At 66.9% G+C, this 19,395-nt stretch carries 17 protein-coding genes; 9 read left to right on the top strand and 8 right to left on the bottom strand.

The genetic code is table 11. The annotated features are described in order from the left end of the window. The first annotated feature begins 257 nt into the window (after positions 1–257). From dnaN to gyrB, 5 genes are all read left to right on the top strand, one after another. On the top strand, positions 258–1,376 hold the full coding sequence (dnaN, locus tag E1832_RS04520; RefSeq protein WP_133358545.1) for a DNA polymerase III subunit beta: 1,119 nt from the start codon (positions 258–260) through the stop codon (positions 1,374–1,376). Positions 1,377–1,431: 55 nt separating this feature from the next. After that, positions 1,432–2,541 (top strand): DNA replication/repair protein RecF, encoded by a 1,110-nt coding sequence (gene recF / locus E1832_RS04515; protein WP_133358544.1) that lies wholly within the window; start codon positions 1,432–1,434, stop codon positions 2,539–2,541. Next, positions 2,538–2,969 carry a VOC family protein gene (locus tag E1832_RS04510; RefSeq protein WP_133358543.1) on the top strand — a complete coding sequence of 144 codons (432 nt, stop codon included), beginning with the start codon at positions 2,538–2,540 and terminating at the stop codon, positions 2,967–2,969. Before recF ends, E1832_RS04510 begins: the two co-directional genes overlap by 4 nt. Continuing rightward, the gene (locus tag E1832_RS04505) at positions 2,966–3,586 is read left to right on the top strand and encodes a LysE family translocator (RefSeq protein ID WP_133358542.1); all 621 of its coding nucleotides are present in this window, start codon (positions 2,966–2,968) and stop codon (positions 3,584–3,586) included. The genes E1832_RS04510 and E1832_RS04505 overlap by 4 nt, the downstream gene beginning before the upstream one ends. Positions 3,587–3,663: 77 nt before the next feature. Further along, entirely contained in the window at positions 3,664–6,081 is a 2,418-nt protein-coding gene (gene gyrB, locus E1832_RS04500; RefSeq protein WP_133358541.1) for a DNA topoisomerase (ATP-hydrolyzing) subunit B, read from the top strand. Positions 6,082–6,248: 167 nt separating this feature from the next. On the opposite strand, the gene E1832_RS04495 is transcribed toward gyrB, so the two are convergent. Further along, positions 6,249–6,914, bottom strand: coding sequence for an SDR family NAD(P)-dependent oxidoreductase (locus E1832_RS04495; protein WP_133358540.1), 666 nt, complete (start codon positions 6,912–6,914; stop codon positions 6,249–6,251). A 110-nt stretch (positions 6,915–7,024) separates the two neighbouring features. Between E1832_RS04495 and E1832_RS04490 the strand changes: the two genes are divergently transcribed. Further along, positions 7,025–8,257: an MFS transporter gene (locus E1832_RS04490; RefSeq protein WP_133358539.1), complete on the top strand. Its 1,233-nt coding sequence runs from the start codon at positions 7,025–7,027 to the stop codon at positions 8,255–8,257. Between the two features lie 61 nt (positions 8,258–8,318). Here the strand turns inward: E1832_RS04490 and trhO are convergent, their stop codons facing one another. From trhO to E1832_RS04475, 3 genes are all read right to left on the bottom strand, one after another. After that, complete coding sequence (gene trhO, locus E1832_RS04485; protein WP_133358538.1) at positions 8,319–9,224, bottom strand: oxygen-dependent tRNA uridine(34) hydroxylase TrhO; 906 nt, start codon at positions 9,222–9,224, stop codon at positions 8,319–8,321. A gap of 140 nt (positions 9,225–9,364) precedes the next feature. Beyond that, a complete protein-coding gene (locus E1832_RS04480) occupies positions 9,365–9,751 on the bottom strand; it encodes a hypothetical protein (protein WP_133358537.1) in 387 nt (128 codons plus the stop codon). Next, positions 9,748–9,996, bottom strand: coding sequence for a hypothetical protein (locus tag E1832_RS04475; protein ID WP_133358536.1), 249 nt, complete (start codon positions 9,994–9,996; stop codon positions 9,748–9,750). The genes E1832_RS04480 and E1832_RS04475 overlap by 4 nt, the downstream gene beginning before the upstream one ends. Before the next feature lie 95 nt (positions 9,997–10,091). On the opposite strand from E1832_RS04475, the gene pncA reads away from it, so the two are divergent. The 3 genes from pncA (at position 10,092) to pncB (ending at position 14,357) form a co-directional block, all read left to right on the top strand. Further along, complete coding sequence (gene pncA, locus E1832_RS04470; RefSeq protein WP_133358535.1) at positions 10,092–10,685, top strand: bifunctional nicotinamidase/pyrazinamidase; 594 nt, start codon at positions 10,092–10,094, stop codon at positions 10,683–10,685. 65 nt (positions 10,686–10,750) lie between these two features. Further along, positions 10,751–13,003 carry an ATP-binding protein gene (locus E1832_RS04465; RefSeq protein ID WP_165978794.1) on the top strand — a complete coding sequence of 751 codons (2,253 nt, stop codon included), beginning with the start codon at positions 10,751–10,753 and terminating at the stop codon, positions 13,001–13,003. 64 nt (positions 13,004–13,067) lie between these two features. Continuing rightward, the gene (gene pncB, locus E1832_RS04460; protein WP_133358533.1) at positions 13,068–14,357 is read left to right on the top strand and encodes a nicotinate phosphoribosyltransferase; all 1,290 of its coding nucleotides are present in this window, start codon (positions 13,068–13,070) and stop codon (positions 14,355–14,357) included. 85 nt (positions 14,358–14,442) lie between these two features. Here pncB and E1832_RS04455 read toward each other — a convergent pair whose 3' ends face one another. The 4 genes from E1832_RS04455 to E1832_RS04440 form a co-directional block, all read right to left on the bottom strand. Next, positions 14,443–15,900: an aldehyde dehydrogenase family protein gene (locus tag E1832_RS04455; RefSeq protein WP_133358532.1), complete on the bottom strand. Its 1,458-nt coding sequence runs from the start codon at positions 15,898–15,900 to the stop codon at positions 14,443–14,445. A 76-nt stretch (positions 15,901–15,976) separates the two neighbouring features. Further along, positions 15,977–17,569, bottom strand: a complete 1,593-nt coding sequence (locus E1832_RS04450) for an ABC transporter ATP-binding protein (protein WP_133358531.1) — start codon at positions 17,567–17,569, stop codon at positions 15,977–15,979. Continuing rightward, positions 17,566–18,381: an ABC transporter permease gene (locus E1832_RS04445; RefSeq protein WP_133358530.1), complete on the bottom strand. Its 816-nt coding sequence runs from the start codon at positions 18,379–18,381 to the stop codon at positions 17,566–17,568. The genes E1832_RS04450 and E1832_RS04445 overlap by 4 nt, the downstream gene beginning before the upstream one ends. Continuing rightward, entirely contained in the window at positions 18,378–19,325 is a 948-nt protein-coding gene (locus E1832_RS04440) for an ABC transporter permease (RefSeq protein ID WP_133358546.1), read from the bottom strand. Before E1832_RS04440 ends, E1832_RS04445 begins: the two co-directional genes overlap by 4 nt. Positions 19,326–19,395 lie beyond the last annotated feature (70 nt).

Here is a 19,395-nt window from a genome sequence, read left to right as displayed (position 1 = left end):
CTGCGCCGCGCGCTCGAGGCGTGAGGCCGCCGGGCGGCGGCGGGCCAGCCCGCGGCCGCCGCGGCGCGGCCCGTCCGCGCCGGAACGATGGGCACAGCGGCGGTCAAAGCGACGGGGAATCCCCACAGTTGGCCTCTGCCTGTGGCCGGGGGCCTTGACGCCCCGTGCTTTCCAGCAGAGAAATCCATAAAAAATCTTGTGCCGCAGGGGCAAACGGCTAGTGTGCTCCTCCCGGCAGATGCGGAGGGTGAGGGATTATGAAGATCAGCATTGAGCGCGGAACGCTTCTCAAGGCCGTGGCGCAAGCCCAGTCCGTGGTCGAGCGCCGCAACACGATCCCGATCCTGGCCAATGTGCTGATCGAGGCCGAAGGCGACCAGGTGCAGTTTCGCGCCACCGATCTGGATGTGGAGGTGGTCGACAAGGCCCCCGCCCAGGTCGAGCGCGCCGGCGCCACCACGGTGGCGGCGACCACTTTGCACGAAATCGTCCGAAAGCTCCCCGACGGGGCGCTGGTGACGCTCACCGCCGACAATGCGGCGGGCCGGCTGACGGTCGAGGCCGGGCGCTCGAACTTTTCGCTGGCGACCCTGCCGAAGGAAGATTTCCCGGTCATGGCCTCGTCGGAATACCAGTCGAATTTCTCGGCCCCCGCTGCGGTGCTGCGCCGGCTGTTCGACAAGTCGAAATTCGCCATCTCGACTGAAGAGACCCGCTATTACCTCAACGGCGTCTACATGCACGTCGCCGACGGCGAGACCGGCAAGGTGCTGCGCTGCGTGGCCACCGACGGGCACCGTCTGGCGCGCATCGACGCTGACCTGCCCGGCGGCGCCGAGGACATGCCCGGCGTCATCGTGCCGCGCAAGACCGTGGGCGAACTGCGCAAGCTGCTGGAAGACGACGACATGCAGATCGCCGTCTCGGTCAGCGAGACCAAGGTGCGCTTTGCCACGCCCGACATCACCCTGACCTCCAAGGTGATCGACGGCACCTTCCCCGATTATTCGCGCGTGATCCCGCAGAACAACACCCGCCGGATGGAGGTGGACGCCGCCGATTTCGCCAAGGCGGTCGACCGCGTCGCCACCGTTAGCTCGGAACGCTCGCGCGCGGTCAAGATGCAGCTCGATCAGGACCGGCTGGTGCTTTCGGTCAATGCCCCCGACAGCGGCGCCGCCGAGGAGGAGCTGGCCGTCGCCTATGACGACGAGCGGCTTGAGATCGGCTTCAACGCCAAATATCTGCTGGAGATCGCCAGCCAGGTGGACCGCGAAAACGCGGTGTTCATGTTCAACTCTTCCGGAGATCCGACCCTGATGCGCGAAGGCAACGACCAGAGCGCGGTCTATGTGGTCATGCCGATGCGCGTGTGATCGGCCACGCCGACGCCCCCGGCGGGAGTATTTTCAAACAGAAGAAGGGGACGTCATGTCCCTGGCCCTGACCGAGCTGACCCTGTCGCATTTCCGTTCGCACCGGCGCGCGCATCTGCTGGGCGACGGGCGGCCGGTTGCCATCTATGGGCCCAACGGCGCCGGCAAGACCAATATCCTTGAGGCGGTGTCGCTGTTCTCGCCGGGACGGGGCCTGCGCCGCGCCACCGCCGAAGAGATGGCCCGCCGGCCAGAAAGCCTGGGCTGGAAGCTGACCGGGCTGCTGCGCGTGAACGGCCGGACCCATGAGATCGAGACATGGTCCGAGAACGGCGGCGCGCGGCTGGTGCGGATCGACGGGAAACCCGCGACCCAGATCGACCTGGGGCGCATCGCCCGGGTTGTCTGGCTGGTGCCGTCGATGGACCGGCTGTGGACCGAGGGGGCCGAGGGGCGACGGCGGTTCCTCGACCGCATGGTGATGAGCTTCGATCCCGCCCATGCGGAGGCGTCGCTGACCTATGAAAAGGCCATGCGCGAGCGTAACCGCCTGCTCAGGGACCAGGTGCGCGATGCCCATTGGTACTCCGCGCTGGAGCGGCAGATGGCCGGGGCCGGGCATCGTTTGCATCAGGCGCGGCAGGCGGCGCTGGCCGCGCTTCTGGAGGCTCAGGCCGGGGCCGAGACCGCCTTTCCCGCCGCCGATCTGGAGCTGATTCAATCCGAAGGCGACATGCCCGAGGGCGAGGAGGCGCTGCGCGCGGCGCTGGCCGCGAGCCGCCCGCGCGACCTGATCGCCGGGCGGACGCTGGTCGGGCCACACCGCGCCGATCTCCGCGCCGTCTATGCCGCCAAGGGGGTGCCGGCCAGGGATTGCTCGACCGGCGAGCAAAAGGCGTTGCTGGTGTCGCTGATCCTGGCCAACGCCCGGGCGCTGGCGGCCCGCGACGGCACCGCGCCGATCCTTCTGCTGGATGAGGTGGCGGCGCATCTGGACGCCGGGCGGCGGGCGGCGCTGTTCGACGAGATTTGCGCGCTGGGCACCCAGGCCTGGATGACCGGGACGGGTCCGGAACTGTTTTTCGAACTGCGCGGGCGGGCGCAATATGTGGAAGTGACCGAGGAAGACGGCGTGAGTCTCATCGCGCAGAAGGAGGCCCCATGACACCGCAACGCGTGACCCTGATTACCCTGGGTGTGGACGATCTGGAGCGCTCGAAGGCGTTTTACGCAGCCCTTGGCTGGACCCCGGCACAGGTGCAGGAAGGGATCGTGTTCTATCAGCTCAGCGGGCAGGTTCTGGGCCTCTTCGGCCGTGTCGCGCTGGCCACGGATCAGGGAAGGCCGGGTGCAAAACTGGGCACAGGGGCGGTGACTCTGGCGCAGAATTTCGCCAGCGAGGCAGAGGTGGACGCGGCGTTCGAGATCGCCGCCGCTGCTGGCGCAGCGGTGCTGAAACGGCCCGAAAAGGTGTTCTGGGGCGGCTATTCGGGGTATTTCGCCGACCCCGACGGCCATGTCTGGGAACTGGCGATGAACCCGTTCTGGCCGCTGGACGAGGACGGATCGCTCACCCTGCCGGAGGCGGAATGACACTCTCTCTGGGCGATATGGCGCTTTATGCGGGGGCGCTGTTCATTCTGTTCATCACCCCCGGTCCGGTCTGGCTGGCGGTGATGGCGCGGGCGGTCTCGGGCGGGTTCGTCTCGGCCTGGCCGCTGGCCCTGGGCGTGGCCGCCGGAGATGTGGTCTGGGCGCTGCTGGCAATTCTCGGGGTCAGCTGGGTGGTGGCGGAATACGACGGCGTTCTGACCGTGATGCGCTGGCTGGCCTGCGCGGTGTTCCTCTACATGGGCTGGTCCACGATCCGCCGCGCCACCGCGGTGGTCGCCGCCGACCGGCGGCTGACCCGGCCGGGGCGCTGGGCGGGATTCATGGCCGGCGTTGCCGCGATCTTGGGCAACCCCAAGGCGATCCTGTTCTACATGGGGGTGTTGCCGGGCTTTTTCGACCTGCGCGCGGTCACCGGCCCGGACATCGCCGTGATCGCGGTTCTGTCGGCGGTTGTGCCCTTTGCCGGCAATCTCAGCTTTGCCCTGGTGGTGGACCGGATGCGGCGGGCGCTCGCCGCGCCGGCGGCGCTGCGCCGGCTCAATCTGGCGGCAGGCGGCCTGCTGATCTGCGTCGGTCTGATCCTGCCCTTTACCTGACACAAAATATGGGGTGAGGACGTGACAATCCCCCCCAGTAAACGTATAAAATCACAAAAATATAAAGGAACTTCGCGATGGCCGAAGGCAATCAGGTGCCGGCCGAATATGGCGCCGAATCCATCAAGGTTCTCAAGGGGTTGGATGCTGTCCGTAAGCGCCCCGGCATGTATATCGGCGATACCGATGACGGCTCGGGCCTGCACCACATGGTCTATGAGGTGGTCGACAACGGTATCGACGAGGCCCTGGCCGGTCACGCCGATCACGTATCGGTCAGGATCAACGCCGATTCCAGCGTCTCGGTCTTCGACAACGGCCGTGGCATCCCGGTGGACATTCACCGCGAAGAGGGGGTCTCGGCGGCCGAGGTGATCATGACCCAGCTGCACGCGGGCGGCAAATTCGACAGCAACTCCTACAAGGTGTCCGGCGGTTTGCACGGGGTCGGCGTGTCGGTGGTGAACGCGCTGTCGGTGTGGCTGGAACTGCGGATCTGGCGCGCCGGCAAGGAGCATTTCGCGCGCTTCGAGCATGGCGACTGCACCGAGCATCTGAGGGTCGTGGGCGATTGCGGCGACCGCACCGGGACCGAGGTGCGCTTTCTCGCCTCGACCGACACGTTTTCAAACCTCGATTATTCGTTCGAGACGCTGGAAAAGCGCCTGCGCGAGCTGGCCTTTCTGAATTCCGGCGTTCGCATCCTGCTCGAGGACGAGCGCCCGGCAGAACCGCTGAAATCCGAGCTGTTCTATGAGGGCGGCGTTAAGGAATTCGTCAAGTATCTCGACCGCCACAAGAGCGGGATGATGCCCGAGCCGATCTATATCACCGGCGAGCGGGACGATATCGGGATCGAGGTCGCGATGTGGTGGAACGACAGCTATCACGAGAACGTGCTGCCCTTTACCAACAACATCCCGCAGCGCGACGGCGGCACCCATATGGCGGGCTTTCGCGGCGCGCTGACCCGGACCCTGACCAAATACGCGCAGGAAAGCGGCATCGCCAAGAAGGAAAAGATCAACTTTACCGGCGACGATGCCCGCGAGGGGCTGACCTGCGTGCTGTCGGTCAAGGTGCCGGATCCGAAATTCTCCAGCCAGACCAAGGACAAGCTGGTCAGCTCCGAGGTGCGCCCGGCGGTCGAGAATCTGGTCAGCGAAAAGCTTGGCGAATGGTTCGGGGAACACCCGAACGAGGCCAAGATCATCGTCGGCAAGATCGTCGAGGCCGCGCTGGCGCGCGAGGCGGCCCGCAAGGCGCGGGAACTGACCCGGCGCAAGACGGCGATGGACGTGAATTTCCTGGCCGGCAAGCTCAAGGACTGCTCGGAAAAGGATCCGTCAAAGACCGAACTGTTCCTGGTCGAGGGCGACAGTGCCGGCGGCTCGGCCCAGACCGGCCGCGACCGGCGCACCCAGGCGATCCTGCCGCTGCGCGGCAAGATCCTGAACGTGGAACGGGCGCGGTTCGACAAGATGCTCGGCTCGCAGGAGATCGGCAACCTGGTGATGGCGCTGGGCACCGGCATCGGCCGGGACGAGTTCAACATCGCCAAGCTGCGCTACCACAAGATCGTCATCATGACCGACGCCGACGTGGACGGCGCACATATCCGGACGCTCCTGCTGACCTTCTTCTTCCGGCAGATGCCGGAACTGATCGAAGGCGGGTATTTGTACATTGCGCAGCCGCCTTTGTACAAAGTCGCGCGCGGCAAGTCCGAGGTCTATCTCAAGGACCAGGCGGCACTGGACGAGTATCTGATCGAGATGGGGATCGACGGCGCGGTGCTGCGGCTTGGCACCGGCGAAGAGATCGTCAGCCACGACCTGAAGCGGGTGGTGGAGGAGGCGCGGCAGCTGCGCCGGGTGCTCGATGCCTTCCCGACCCATTACCCGCGCCATATTCTGGAACAGGCGGCGATCGCCGGCGCCTTTGTGCCCGGCGCGGTGGAGGCCGACCTGCAGGGCGTCGCCGACCGGGTGGCTGCGCGGCTGGATCTGATCGCGCTGGAATACGAGAAGGGCTGGCAGGGCCGGATCACCCAGGACAAGGGCATCCGCCTGGCGCGCATTCTGCGCGGCGTCGAAGAGGTGCGCACGCTGGACGGTCCGATGCTGCGCTCGGGCGAGGCGCGCCGCACCGGCACCCTGACCCAGTCTCTGCAAGAGGTCTATGGCACCGCCGCGCAACTGGTGCGCAAGGACCGCTCGCAGATCATCTACGGCCCGCTGGGGCTGCTTAAGGCGATCCTGGACGAGGGCGAGAAGGGGCTGACGCTGCAACGCTACAAGGGTCTGGGTGAGATGAACCCGGAACAGCTGTGGGAAACCACGCTGGACCCCGATGCGCGCACGCTGCTGCAGGTCAAGGTCGACGATCTGGCCGAGGCCGACGACCTGTTTACCAAGCTGATGGGCGATGTGGTCGAACCGCGCCGCGAGTTCATCCAGAAAAACGCGCTGAGCGTCGAGAATCTGGATTTCTGACCCCTGCGCATGGGGCGCGCGGGGGCCGGCTCGGGCCGGTCGCGCGCGTCCCTCGAATGCGGGAGGAAAGGAACGACACGGGTGGGGTGGGGCGAGTTTGCCGCCGCCCCGCGGTCTTTCTGCTGAGCCATTCGGTTCTGCTGCGCCCGGCGATCAAGGGGGCGCGGCTACCACGGGATGTCCCTGCCTGCCCAGTCGAAAAAGCCGCCCGATTGCGCGGGCGTCAATCCGTCGATCACCCGCAAAAGCTGTTCCGCCGCCACCTCCGGCGTCACCGTGGGATGGTCGCCGGCAAAGTCCCGGGTGAGGGGCGTTTCCACCGTGCCCGGATGCAGGCAGACCGCGCAGGCCTGCGGGTGGCTGCGGGCCAGTTCGATCGCGGCGCCGTGGATCAGCTGGTTCAGCGCCGCCTTCGAGGCGCGATAGCTGTGCCAGCCGCCGAGCCGGTTGTCGCCGATCGAGCCGACCCGCGCCGAGAGCGCGGCAAAGACCGACGGGCGGTCGCGCGGGATCAGCCGCAGGGCGTGTTTCAGCACCAGCATCGGGCCGATGGCGTTGACCGCGTAGCTTGCCGTCAGCGCCTGCGCCGTGACCTGGCGCAGCGCCTTTTCAGGCGGGTGCCCGTCGGCGGCCAGAACGCCGGTGGCGACCAGGATCAGATCCTGCGGCGCGGAAAGGCGGCCCAAGACCCGTTCGACCGAGGCCTCGTCGGTGAGGTCGAGTCCGTCCACGCGCCGCGACAGCCGGGTGACAGCGGTGCCGCGCGCCTCCAGCGGGCCGGCGAGCGCGCCGCCGATACCGCCCGAGGCGCCGATGATGACAGCGGTCTGCATGACCCCCAGCTATGGCGCGGCGGCCCGGAGTCAAATGCGGTGTCAAATACGGTATTCGGTGGTGCACAAAGCCTCTGGGCAATTCGCCGGGCGCGGTCTAGCGTGCCGCCATGAGCGACAGCGCGGATATTCACGACAGCCGCTATTCCTGGCTGCGACTTGGCGTCACCATGGCGATTGCCATGGTGGCCAATGTGGGCATGTGGGCGATCATCGTGATCATGCCCGCGGTCGAGGCGGAATTCGGCGCGGGCCGGGCCGAGGCCTCGCTGCCCTATACGCTGACCATGGTCGGGTTCGGGGTGGGCAACCTGTTGATCGGGCGGCTGCTGGACCGGTTCGGCGTGACGCTGGCGCTGATCGGGGCGGCGGCGCTGATCGCGGCGGGCTTTTCCCTTTCGACACTGATGCCGACGATCCCGACGCTGGCGGCGACGCATCTGCTGCTTGGACTGGGCACGGCGGTGGGGTTCGGGCCGCTGATCGCCGATATTTCACACTGGTTCATCCGCCGGCGGGGCATCGCGGTGGCGCTGGTGGCCAGCGGCAATTACCTGTCCGGCGCGCTCTGGCCGACGCTACTGGCCGGAATGCTGGCCGGCAGTGGCTGGCGCATGGTCTATCTGACCCTGGCGGTGGTGGCGCTGGCGGTGGTGATCCCGCTGTCGCTGCTGCTGCGGCGGCGCGTCCCGCTCGAGGCGCAGGCCCATGCCGAGGCCGCCTCGGCGCTGGCGGCGCGCTCTGCCGGTCTGTCGCCGCGGGCGCTGCAACTGCTGCTGGGGCTGGCCGGGATCGCCTGTTGCGTGGCGATGTCGATGCCGCAGGTGCATATCGTCGCCTATTGCGTCGGCCTCGGCTATGGGCCCGCCGTGGGCGCCGAGATGCTGTCGCTGATGCTGCTGGGCGGCGTGGCAAGCCGGATCGTCTCGGGCCTGGTCGCCGACCGGCTGGGCGGGGTCAAGACGCTGCTGGCCGGCTCGATCCTGCAATGCGTCGCGCTGATGCTCTACCTGCCCTATGACGCGATGATGCCGCTTTACGTGGTCAGCATGGTGTTTGGCCTCAGCCAGGGCGGCATCGTGCCCTCTTATGCGTTGGTTGTGCGCGAGTACATGCCCGCGCGCGAGGCCGGCGCGCGGGTCGGTTTCGTGATGATGATGACGATTCTGGGCATGGCGCTGGGCGGCTGGATGTCGGGCTGGATCTATGACCTGAGCGGCAGCTATCAACTGGCGTTCCTGAACGGGATCGGCTGGAATATGGTCAACATCGTGATCATCGGCACGCTGCTGTTGCGGTCACGACCGCGCGCGCCCCGCACCCCGGACGGGGCGCTGGCCTGAGCCGCCCCCGGATCGGGGAGGTTCGGGCGCAAATCGTACAAAACGGGACGGGCGTGGGTGTCTATTCCGCCGCCAGATGCCTTTCGCCGCGGGCGCGGGCCAGGGCGATCTGTTTCTGCCGCTCGCGGAAGCGGGCCTTGTCCGCCTCCGAGGTCTCGTCGATGCACAGATGGCAGGAGACGCCGGCCTCGTACTCCGGGCGCGCCTTGTCCTGTGGCAGGATCGGGCGGCGGCAGCCATGGCACAACTCGTGCGGGCCCTCTTTCAACCCGTGGCCGACCGAGACGCGGTTGTCGAAGACGAAACATTCGCCCTGCCAGCTGCTGTCCTCTGCCGGCACCTCCTCGAGATAGCGCAGGATGCCGCCCTTGAGGTGATAGACCTCGTCGATGCCCTGACCGAGCAGGAAGTTGGTGGATTTCTCGCAGCGGATGCCGCCAGTGCAGAACATGGCGATCCGCTTGTTGTGGAACCGCTCCTTGTTGGCCTCCCACCAGGCGGGAAAATCGCGGAAGCTGTCGGTCTCCGGGTCCACCGCGCCCTCGAAAGTGCCGATGGCGACCTCGTAATCGTTGCGGGTGTCGATCACCGCCACATCGGGGCTGCGGATCAGGTCGTTCCAGTCCTGCGGCTCGACGTAATGGCCGACGCGGGCGCGCGGATCGACGTCCGGCTGGCCCATGGTGACGATCTCCTGCTTCAGCCGTACCTTCATGCGGGCGAAGGGGGGATGATCGCTGGTGGCCTCTTTCCATTCCAGATCGGCGCAGCCGGGCAGGGCGCGGATATGCGCCAGCACCGCGTCGATGCCGGCGCGGGGGCCGGCGATGGTGCCGTTGATCCCCTCGCGCGCCAGCAGCAGGGTGCCGCGCACGTTCTGGGCCAGGCAAAGCGCCAGCAGCGCGGGTTTCAGCGCGGTGGGATCCGGGAAACGGGTGAAGTGGTAGAGTGCGGCAATCGTGTACATGGGCGGCATTTACGCCTTGGGGGCCGTTCCGGCAAGAGGACAGGGGCGCGCAGGGGGGCGGGGCTTGCGCGGCGGCCGTCGGCCTTGATTCCGCGCAGGGGTTTCGCTCGGAGGACCGCCTCGGTCCGGTGGGAAGGGGTCTACCCCTGCACCCCCGGCAATACCGGCACCCGTTTGGCCAACGGCGTATCGGCCTGGCCTTCGGGGTAGAGTCCTGCCAGCGGGTTCCCCGACAGCAGATCGGGATTGCCCTCCAGGAAATCCTCGACACTGCCGCCGCCGTCCTCCATCCGCTGCGCGATCAGGCTGACAAAGGCAAAGGTCACCGTGGCGTTGAATTTCTCCGGCACCCCGGCATTGCCCGCCAGCCGTTGCAACCCGCACGCGATGCGGGCCAGCGCATCATAGAAATCATCCTGTTTCAGCGCGGCGACCGTCACCCCAACATGATCGCGGTGGGAAAACGCCGCCGGGTCGAGCGTGCCGGCGTCCAGCGCCGCAAGCATTCGGTCGTAAGGATCGCTCATTCGCCGTCCTCCCGCAGCTTGTGGCTGTCGCCGGCTGTCAGGTCGAAGTCATAGACCTGTTTCAGCATTGCGATCTTTTCCAGCGTGGCGGCGGAAAACGGCGCCTTGCCCTCGAAGGCGTGCAGCGCCATGCCCTCGATCAGATCGGCGGTCGACATGTCCAGATGCTCTGCCAGCGCTTTCAGCACCTTGAGCAGGCGTTTTTCAAGCCGCAGCCCGGTTTGTACGCGTTCGATTCGTTTCATGTTGCGATATATATACCTTGGTACCAAAATAGCAATTGCATCGCTTGACCACCGGGCGGGCGGTTCTTACCAATTTGCCAAAGGAAGGATTGCCCATGACCCATGCCCTGATCGTGATCGACGTCCAGACCGATTTCTGCCCCGGCGGCGCGCTGGCGGTGCCCGACGGCGATACCGTGGTGGATCCGATCAACGCGATGATGCCCGAATTCGACGCGGTGATCCTGACGCAGGACTGGCATCCGGCGGGCCATTCCTCTTTCGCCTCGTCGCATCCGGGCAAGGCGCCGTTCGAGATGACCGAGATGCCCTATGGGCCGCAGGTGCTCTGGCCCGATCATTGCGTGCAGGGCACGAGGGGGGCGGCGTTTCACCCCCGCCTGCGCACCGACGGCGACCTGATCCTGCGCAAGGGGTTCCGCCCGGCGATCGACAGCTATTCGGCGTTTTTCGAGAATGATCAGAGCACGCCCACCGGGCTTGAGGGATATCTGCGCAGCCGCGGGATCGACCGTCTGACGCTGGCCGGGCTGGCCACCGATTTTTGCGTCCATTTCTCGGCGGTGGATGCCGCGCGGCTGGGGTTTGAGGTGACCGTCCGGCTGGATGCCTGCCGCGCCATCGACCTTGACGGCTCGCTGCAGGCGGCGCTGCAAGCGATGGAAAAGGCCGGTGTCGCCCTGACCTGAAGAGTTTATTAACGACCGGGTGGCTAACTGAACCGAAGACAGGTTCAGCCATCAGGAATATGCCTATGCCGAATTGGGTTATGGGGCCCGGCGATCCAATTTCGGAATTCGAGGTGCGCAACAGCAAGTCCGGCCTGCTGCGGCGCCATGCGCGCGGCCGGGTCAAGAATTTCGGCAGCCGCCAGATCATGACCGTCGTGGGCGGGCTGTTCCTGTGGATGATGAACGGGCCGCAGGCCGGCTTTGCCGCGATGCTGATCGCGCTGCTCGGCGAGGCGGTGGATTGCCTCTATCTGCGCAGTGTCGGACGGCGGCTGAACGAGGGCGAGTCGCTGGAGCGCGTCTATGCCGTCAGCGCGGCGACCGGCGCGTTTCAGGCGATCACCATCTCGATCTGCATCGGTCTGGCGTGGTTCGGGGAAACCACCAGCGCCTCGCCGCTTTTCGCGGTCGCCTTTCTGGCCGGCGCGGCGATCAACGCGGGGCTGGTGCTGCCCTATCACCCGGCGGCAGGAACGATCCGGCTGGCGATCTACGCCGGGGTGGCCATTGGCCTGTTCGTGCTGTCCGGCATCCTTTACGGCCCGCCCGATACAAGGTTCTCGATGAACGCAGCCGGCACGCTGATGCTGGGATTCATGGTGTTCGCCTTTCTCGATTATGTCATCGCCGGGTTTCACCGGAACAGACGGTCCACCCGCGCGGTGATCGAGAAAAGCGCCGAACTGGAAGAGGCCAACCGGAAGCTCGCGCAGCGGCAGAAAGAGGCGCACCGGCTGTCGCTGGTGGCCCGCAACGCCAATGACAGCGTTCTGCTGCTGGATCGGAGCGGCAATATCACATGGGTCAATGACGCCTTTACCCGGATAACCGGCTATACGCCGGACGAGGCCATCGGGCGGCTGCCAGGCGATCTTCTGAACGGCCCGGAGACCGACCCAAAGACCATCGCGGTGCTGAGCGATGCTGTCGCGCTCGGTGTGCCGTTTCGCGGCGAAATCCAGAACCGGACCAAGACCGGTGAGGCGATCTGGATCGAGACCAACCAGGTCCCGGTGATCGACGAGGCCGGCGATGTGGACATGCTGATCGCCATCGAGCGGGACATTACCGCAACCAAGAAACACGAGAGTGAGATGGTCCAGGCGCGGCAGGCGGCCGAGGAGGGCGCGCGGGCCAAGTCGGACTTTCTCGCCACGATGAGCCATGAGATCCGCACGCCGATGAACGGGGTGGTCGGCATGGCCGACCTGCTGATCGAATCCGGGCTGTCGGCGGATCAGCGCGTCTATGCCAATACCATCCGCAACTCGGCCCAGGCGCTTTTGACGATCATCAACGACGTGCTGGACCTGTCACGGCTCGACGCCCGAAAGGTGCGGCTGGACCCGGTGGACTTCGATCTCAGATCCTGCCTGGAGGAGCCGGTTCGCCTGCTGCGCCCGCTGGCCGAGGAAAAGGGGCTGTGGCTGCGTTTTTATTTCGAGGGCGCGGGCGACGACCGTCTGCACGGCGATGACAGCCGGCTGCGGCAGATCCTGATCAACCTGATCGGCAACGCCGTCAAGTTCACCCTGAGCGGCGGTGTGACGGTGCGCGCAAGCATCGCAGGCGCCGGCACGGAGACCGCCGATCTTCTGATCGAGGTCGAGGATACCGGGATCGGCATCCCCGTGGACCAGCAGGAGCATATATTCGAGCGTTTCGCGCAGGCCGATGCCTCGACCACGCGGCAGTTCGGCGGAACCGGCCTGGGCCTGACCATTTCGCGGATGCTGATCGAAGAGATGGGCGGAACCATCGCGGTGCGATCGCAACCGGGCAGGGGATCGTGTTTCACCATCAGGCTGCACCTGCCCTGGGCCGAATACGGGCCCGACTGCGCCGCGGGCGAGGCCCGGATGCCGCGGGCCGGGGATATTGCCCTGCTGCAGGGCAAGCATGTGCTGGTGGCCGAGGATGCCGAGGTCAACCGCACCCTGATCCGCAAGTATCTGGACGGGCTTGACCTGAGGTTGAGCTTTGCCCACGACGGGCAGCAGGCGGTGGCCGAAACGCTGAAAACCCACCCCGACATCGTGTTGATGGACATGTCCATGCCGCGCCTCAACGGTATCGAGGCGACCCGCAGGATCCGCGCCGAGGCGGGGAAACAGCCGGTCATCATCGCGCTGACCGCGAATGCCTTCGACAGCGACAAAGAGGCCTGTCTCGGCGCCGGGATGGACGGGTTCCTGACCAAGCCGGTGCGCCGGGCCGAATTGCTGAGGGGCATGCTGGCCTGCACAGCGCGGACGCAACCGCAACCGGCGGCGTGATTTTCCTTGGCCCCGGGGGTCGGTCTGACGTATCACGCTTGGGCACAAATTCACGAGGCCCGCCTTGGACATCGCAACCCGCGTCTACAACCACAAATGGAAGATCGACCCGATCGTCCGTTCGTTGATCGACACCGACTTTTACAAACTGCTGATGTGCCAGTCGGTGTTTCGCAACAGGCCCGACACAAGGGTCACCTTTTCGCTGATCAACCGCTCCGATCACGTTCCGCTGGCCCGGCTGATCGACGAGGGGGAGCTGCGCGAACAACTCGATCACATCCGCTCGCTCAGCCTGACCCGCGGCGAAAGCACCTGGTTGCGCGGCAACACCTTCTACGGCAAGCGGCAGATGTTCCGCTCCGATTTCATGGAATGGTTCGAGGGGCTGCGCCTGCCGCCCTATCACCTGGAGCGGCGCGGCGACCAGTACGAGCTGACCTTCGAGGGCAGCTGGCCCGAGGTGATGATGTGGGAAATCCCCGCCCTCGCCGTGCTGATGGAGCTGCGCGGGCGCGCCGTGCTGAACGACATGCGCCGGTTCGAGCTGCAGGTACTCTATGCCCGCGCGATGACCCGCGTGTGGGAAAAGATCGAGCGTCTGCGCGCGGTCGGTGGCCCCCCGATCGCCGATTTCGGCACCCGGCGGCGGCATTCCTTTCTCTGGCAGGACTGGTGCGTGCGCGCCATGGTCGAGGGGCTGGGCAGCAGCTTTACCGGCACCTCGAACTGCCTGATCGCCAAGAACCGCGATCTGGAGGCGATCGGCACCAACGCGCACGAGCTGCCGATGGTCTATGCCGCGCTGGCCGAAACCGACGAGGAACTGGCCCAGGCCCCGTACAAGGTGCTGCAGGACTGGCATGACGAGCACGAGGGCAACCTGCGCATCATCCTGCCCGACACCTTCGGCTCTCAGGGGTTCCTTGAGAATGCGCCTGACTGGCTGGCTGGCTGGACCGGCATGCGCATCGACAGCGGCAACCCGATCAAGGGCGGCGAGATGGCGATCGACTGGTGGAAATCCCGCGGCGAGGATCCGCGGGAAAAACGCATCATCTTTTCCGACGGGCTCGACGTCGAAAAGATCGTCGATCTCAACGACCATTTCAAAGGCCGGGTAAAGGTCAGCTTTGGCTGGGGCACCCTGCTGACCAACGATTTCCGCGGGCTGGTGCCGGACGACGCGCTGGCGCCCTTCTCGCTCGTCTGCAAGGCGGTCAGCGCCAACGGGCGGCCCACGGTCAAGCTGTCGGACAACCCCGAAAAGGCGATGGGCCCGACGGACGAGATCGAACGCTACAAGCGCATCTTCGGGGTGGGCGAGCAGGAGCGGATCAAGGTCGAGGTTTAGGCGCCTCGCCGCCGCCCCGCCTCGGTGCAGACCCGGCGCCCGCCCGGACAAGGGGCGGCGGTTTCGAAGTGGCCGCGCGGCAAGCCTACCCGTGAAATGCCGCCACCGTCTTGAGCTGCGAAAACCCGTAGAGTGCCTCGAACCCCTTCTCGCGGCCGTGCCCGGACTTGCCGACCCCGCCGAACGGCAGCTCGACCCCACCGCCGGCGCCGTAGTTGTTGATAAAGACCTGGCCGGCCTGCAGCCGCTTGGCCAGCCGCATCTGCCGCGCGCCGTCGCGGGTCCAGACGCTGGCCACCAGCCCGTAGTCGGTGCTGTTGGCGATCTGAACCGCCTCTTCCTCGGTCTCAAACGGGATCAGAACCTGCACCGGGCCGAAAATCTCGTCGCGCGCCAGCGGGTGATCGGGTGGCACATCGGCAAACAGGGTCGGGCGGACATAGGCCCCGGCCTCGGGCGCGTGATCGACGATGACGCCCTGCGCGGCGATCTCCAGATCGGCACCCTTGTCCAGAAACCCGCTGACGATCTCCTTTTGCCGGGCCGAGATCAGCGGCCCCATGCGCAGATCCTCCAGCGCCGGTCCGACGGTCAGCGCGCCATAGGCCGCCGCCATCCGCGCCTTCACCGCCTCGTAGACCCCGCGCTGGGCAAGGATGCGGGACGAGGCCGAACAGGTCTGCCCGGCGTTCTGGCAGCCGGCGTTGACGAGGAAGGGCAGTGCCGCGTCGAGATCGGCATCGTCGAACACCAGTTGCGGTGATTTCCCGCCCAGCTCCAGCGTCACCGGCACCACGTTCCTGGCCGCCGCCGCCTGCACCAGCGCGCCGGTGGGGACCGAGCCGGTAAAGCTGACGTGCTGCACACCGGGATGCCCCGACAGCGCCGCGCCGGCCTCGGCCCCCAGCCCCGGCACCAGGTTCAGCGCACCGGCGGGCAGCCCGGCCTCCTGCGCGATATGGGCAAAGGCCAGCGCGGTCAGGCAGGCCTCCTCGGCCGGTTTCAGCACCGCGGCATTGCCCATCGCCAGCGCTGCGCCGACCGAGCGGCCGATGATCTGCATCGGGTAGTTCCACGGCACGATATGGCCGGTCACCCCATGCGGCTCGCGCAGCGTGTAAACCGTGTAGCCGTCGAGATAGGGGATGGTCTCGCCCATCACCTTGTCGGCCGCGCCGCCGTAGAACTCCATATACCGCGCCAGCGCCACCGCGTCGGCCCGCGCCTGGCTTAGCGGCTTGCCCACATCCCGCGCCTCCAGCCGCGCCAGCACCTCCACCCGCTCCAGCACCAGCTGCCCGATCCGGGTCAGCACCCGGCCCCGTTCCACGGCGGTCATCCGGCCCCAGTCGCCGTCGCGCGCGGCCTGGGCGGCGGCCACCGCCGCGTCGATATCCGCCACCGTCCCCCGCGCGATGCGGCAGATCTCGGACCCGTCCGAGGGGTCGATCAGCGGCAGGGTCCCGCCGCCGCCGGACTTTGTCCACACACCGCCGATCAGGCAGAGTGCCGGATCGAACCAGATCGGGTTTGCATCGCTCATCACAGGCTCCTTCCCTGCCGGGTCCGGCCCGGCCCTTCTTCTCATTTCAATAACGACCGCCGGAGGCACCGCCGCCTCACGCCGCGCCGACCTCGGGCAGCCTGGGCGCCGCCGCGATCAGCGCCTTGGTGTAGGCGTGCTGCGGATCGGAAAAAACCTGTTCGGTCGCGCCCTGCTCGACGATCTCGCCGGCCTGCATCACCAGCACCCGGTCGGTGACCGTGCGCACCACGCTCAGGTCATGGCTGATGAACAGATAGCTCAGATCATAGGCGCGGCACAGATCGGCCAGCAGGTCGAGGATCCGGGCGCGCACCGAGACGTCCAGCGCGTTCACCGCCTCGTCGAACAGGATCAGCTCGGGCCGGATGATCAGCGCGCGGGCGATGGCGATGCGCTGGCGCTGGCCGCCGGAAAACTCGTGGATGTATTTGCGCGCGTCCCCGGGCTGCAGGCCGACCGCCGTCAGCGCCTCGGCGATGGCCTCGCGCCGCCCCGCCCCGCGCGGCGGATCGTCCAGCAGGTGAAACGGTTCGGTGACAAGCCGTTCGACCCGGTGGCGCGGGTTGAACGAGCCGTAGGGATCCTGGAACACCACCTGCATCCGCCGCCGGACATCGAGGTTGGGACGCTGGCCGGACCAGACCGGCTGGCCGCCCAGCAGGATTTCGCCCCCCTGCAACGGCTCCAGCCCGAGAATCGCGCGGGTCAGGGTGGATTTGCCGCAACCGGATTCGCCGACCAGCCCCAGCCGTTCACCGCGGTTGAGGGTAAAGCTCACCTCGTTGACCGCCCGGTGATGGCCGGGATCGCGCAGGAGGTGCCGGCGCGGCAGGCGATAATCGCGCACGGCGTTCTTCACCTCCAGCAGGGGCTGCGGCGGCGGCGGCTCGGGCAGGGCGACCCGGTGCCCCGAGGCCTCGAACAACATCCGCGTATAGGGGTGGTGCATCCGCGCGAAAAGCTGCCGCGTCTCGCCCTGTTCGACCACCTCGCCGCGGCGCATCACCACGATGCGGTCGGCCATGTCCGAGACCACGGCAAGGTCGTGGGTGATCATCAGCAGCCCCATGCCATAGTCTTCGACCAGCCCCTTGAGCAGGTCGAGGATCTGCGCCTGGGTGGTCACATCCAGGGCGGTCGTCGGCTCATCCGCGATCAGCAGTTTCGGGCGCAGCGCGATGGCCATGGCGATCACCACCCGCTGGCGCTGTCCGCCCGACAGCTCGTGCGGGTAGCGCGTGAGCGGAAAGCGGTCCGCCGGCAGGCCGACCCGGTCCAGCACCTCGCGGGCGCGGGCGCGGGCGGCGTCGCGGTCCATCGCCCGATGGATCAGGATCGTCTCCATCACCTGATCGCCGATGGTCCTGACCGGGTTCAGCGCCGTCATCGGTTCCTGAAACACCATGCCGATCTCGCGGCCGCGGGTGGCGCACATATCGGCCTCGGGCAGCGCCAGCAGATCGCGCCCCTCCAGCATGACGTGACCGTTCACCACCGCCCGCTCGGGCAGCAGCCGCATCACCGACAGCGCCGTCATCGACTTGCCAGAGCCGCTCTCGCCGGTGACCGCCACGATCTCGCCGGAGGCGACGGAAAAGCTCACCCGGTCGAGGATGGTCAGCCCCGCGATCTTCAGCGTCAGCCCGGTGATCTCCAGCAGGCTCATCCGCCCCTCCCCCTCAGCCGGGGGTCGAGCCAGTCGCGCATCCCGTCGCCCATCAGATTCAGTCCCAGCACGGTCAGGATGATCGCCACCCCGGGGATCAGCGCCATATGGGGGGCGAAACTGACCATGGTCTGGGCGTCGGCCAGCATGCGGCCCCAGCTCGGCGTCGGCGGCTGCGCGCCCAGGCCCACATAGGACAGCCCCGCCTCGGCGAGAATGCCGAGAGAGAATTGAATGGTGCCCTGAACGATCAGCAGGTTCGCCACATTTGGCAGGATATGCTCGGCCGAGATCCGCGCCGCGCCCTTGCCCGCCACCCGCGCGGCGAGGATGAAGTCGCGTTCCCACAGGCTCAGCGCGGCGCCGCGGGTGACGCGGGCGAAGACGGGGATGTTGAAGATGCCGATGGCGATGATCGCGTTGACCGCACCGGGGCCGAACACGGCGGTGATCAGGATCGCGATCACCAGGCTGGGAAAGGCAAAGACCAGATCGTTGCCGCGCATGATCACCTCGTCCGCCCAGGTGCCCCGGCGCGCCGCCGCCGCCAGCCCCAGCGGCACCCCCAGGCCCATGCCGATGCCCACCGCCAGAAGCGCCACCGCGATCGAGGTGCGCGCGCCCACCATGATCATGCTGAACATGTCGCGGCCGAAATGATCGGTGCCGAACCAGTGCGCCGCGCCGGGCGTCTGCAGCTTGGCCGGGATGTTCATCGCCGCATGATCGTAGGGCGTCCACAGGAACGAGGTCAGCGCCGCCAGCACCACCAGCGCCGAGAGCAGCCCGCCGAGGATCAGATTGCGGCTCATGTCCGCGCCCTCAGCCGCGGATCGACCAGCGCATAGGCCAGATCGACCAGGAAATTCACCGTGATGACCGCAAAGACCAGCAGCATCACGACCGATTCCACCACGATCAGGTCGCGGGCGCTGATCGCCTGGAATACCAGCCGCCCGAGGCCGGGCAGGTAGAACACCTGTTCGATGATGATCGCCCCGGCCAGAAGGAACGAGAATTGCAGCCCGATGATCGTCAGCACAGGGATCAGCGCGTTGCGCAGGGCGTGGCGCCACAGCGCCTGACGGCGGCTGAGGCCCTTGGCCCGCGCGGTGCGCATGAAATCCTCGCCCAGAATATCGAGCAGTGCCGAGCGCATGACGCGCGCCAGGATCGCCGCCTGCGGCAGCGCCAGCGCGATGGCCGGCAGGGTCAGCGAATGCAGGCCGGTCAGCAGCCCATTCTCCCAGCCGGCGAAACCGCCGGCGCCGAACCAGCGCAGGTTGATGGCAAAGATCAGCACCAGCATCATGGCGAACCAGAAATTCGGCACCGCCACGCCCAGTTGCGTCGCCCCCATCACCACCGCGTCGCCTGGTTTGCCGCGCCGGGCGGCGGCATAGATGCCGGCGGGAAAGGCGATCAGCGTCGACAGCGTCAGCGCATAGAGCGCCAGCGGCAGCGACACCCACAGCCGGTCGGCGATCATGCCCGCCACCGGTGTGCGATAGGTATAGGAGGTGCCGAAATCCCCGGCCGCCATGCCGGCCAGCCAGCTCAGGTAGCGCTCTGCCTTGGGCACGTCGAGGCCCAGCTCGGCCCGCAGCGCGGCGACCGTGTCGGGCTGCGCGTTGATGCCCAGCATGAACGAGGCCGGATCGCCCGGCGCCACCTCGATCACGAAAAAAATCACCAGGCTGGCGACGGCCAGGCTGAGGATCAGCGAGAGCAGACGTTTGAGCGAATAGCGCAGCATCTCTGGCACGTTAGAGCGCAATCCGAAAAGTGGGAACCGGTTTTCGGAGCAAATTGCGCGACAGGGATCA

The organism is Antarcticimicrobium luteum (assembly GCF_004358185.1).
GTDB classification, from domain to species: domain Bacteria; phylum Pseudomonadota; class Alphaproteobacteria; order Rhodobacterales; family Rhodobacteraceae; genus Antarcticimicrobium; species Antarcticimicrobium luteum.
Note: the sequence above shows the minus strand (reverse complement) of the source record. Positions and strands in the feature narration are given on the sequence as shown.

Bases quoted from the DNA above. Each gene is read 5' to 3' on its own strand.
- dnaN (WP_133358545.1), top strand. From the start codon at position 258: ATGAAGATCAGCATTGAGCGCGGAACGCTTCTCAAGGCCGTGGCGCAA.
- recF (WP_133358544.1), top strand. From the start codon at position 1,432: ATGTCCCTGGCCCTGACCGAGCTGACCCTGTCGCATTTCCGTTCGCAC.
- E1832_RS04510 (WP_133358543.1), top strand. From the start codon at position 2,538: ATGACACCGCAACGCGTGACCCTGATTACCCTGGGTGTGGACGATCTG.
- E1832_RS04505 (WP_133358542.1), top strand. From the start codon at position 2,966: ATGACACTCTCTCTGGGCGATATGGCGCTTTATGCGGGGGCGCTGTTC.
- gyrB (WP_133358541.1), top strand. From the start codon at position 3,664: ATGGCCGAAGGCAATCAGGTGCCGGCCGAATATGGCGCCGAATCCATC.
- E1832_RS04495 (WP_133358540.1), bottom strand. From the start codon at position 6,914: ATGCAGACCGCTGTCATCATCGGCGCCTCGGGCGGTATCGGCGGCGCG.
- E1832_RS04490 (WP_133358539.1), top strand. From the start codon at position 7,025: ATGAGCGACAGCGCGGATATTCACGACAGCCGCTATTCCTGGCTGCGA.
- trhO (WP_133358538.1), bottom strand. From the start codon at position 9,224: ATGTACACGATTGCCGCACTCTACCACTTCACCCGTTTCCCGGATCCC.
- E1832_RS04480 (WP_133358537.1), bottom strand. From the start codon at position 9,751: ATGAGCGATCCTTACGACCGAATGCTTGCGGCGCTGGACGCCGGCACG.
- E1832_RS04475 (WP_133358536.1), bottom strand. From the start codon at position 9,996: ATGAAACGAATCGAACGCGTACAAACCGGGCTGCGGCTTGAAAAACGC.
- pncA (WP_133358535.1), top strand. From the start codon at position 10,092: ATGACCCATGCCCTGATCGTGATCGACGTCCAGACCGATTTCTGCCCC.
- E1832_RS04465 (WP_165978794.1), top strand. From the start codon at position 10,751: ATGCCGAATTGGGTTATGGGGCCCGGCGATCCAATTTCGGAATTCGAG.
- E1832_RS04455 (WP_133358532.1), bottom strand. From the start codon at position 15,900: ATGAGCGATGCAAACCCGATCTGGTTCGATCCGGCACTCTGCCTGATC.
- E1832_RS04450 (WP_133358531.1), bottom strand. From the start codon at position 17,569: ATGAGCCTGCTGGAGATCACCGGGCTGACGCTGAAGATCGCGGGGCTG.
- E1832_RS04445 (WP_133358530.1), bottom strand. From the start codon at position 18,381: ATGAGCCGCAATCTGATCCTCGGCGGGCTGCTCTCGGCGCTGGTGGTG.
- E1832_RS04440 (WP_133358546.1), bottom strand. From the start codon at position 19,325: ATGCTGCGCTATTCGCTCAAACGTCTGCTCTCGCTGATCCTCAGCCTG.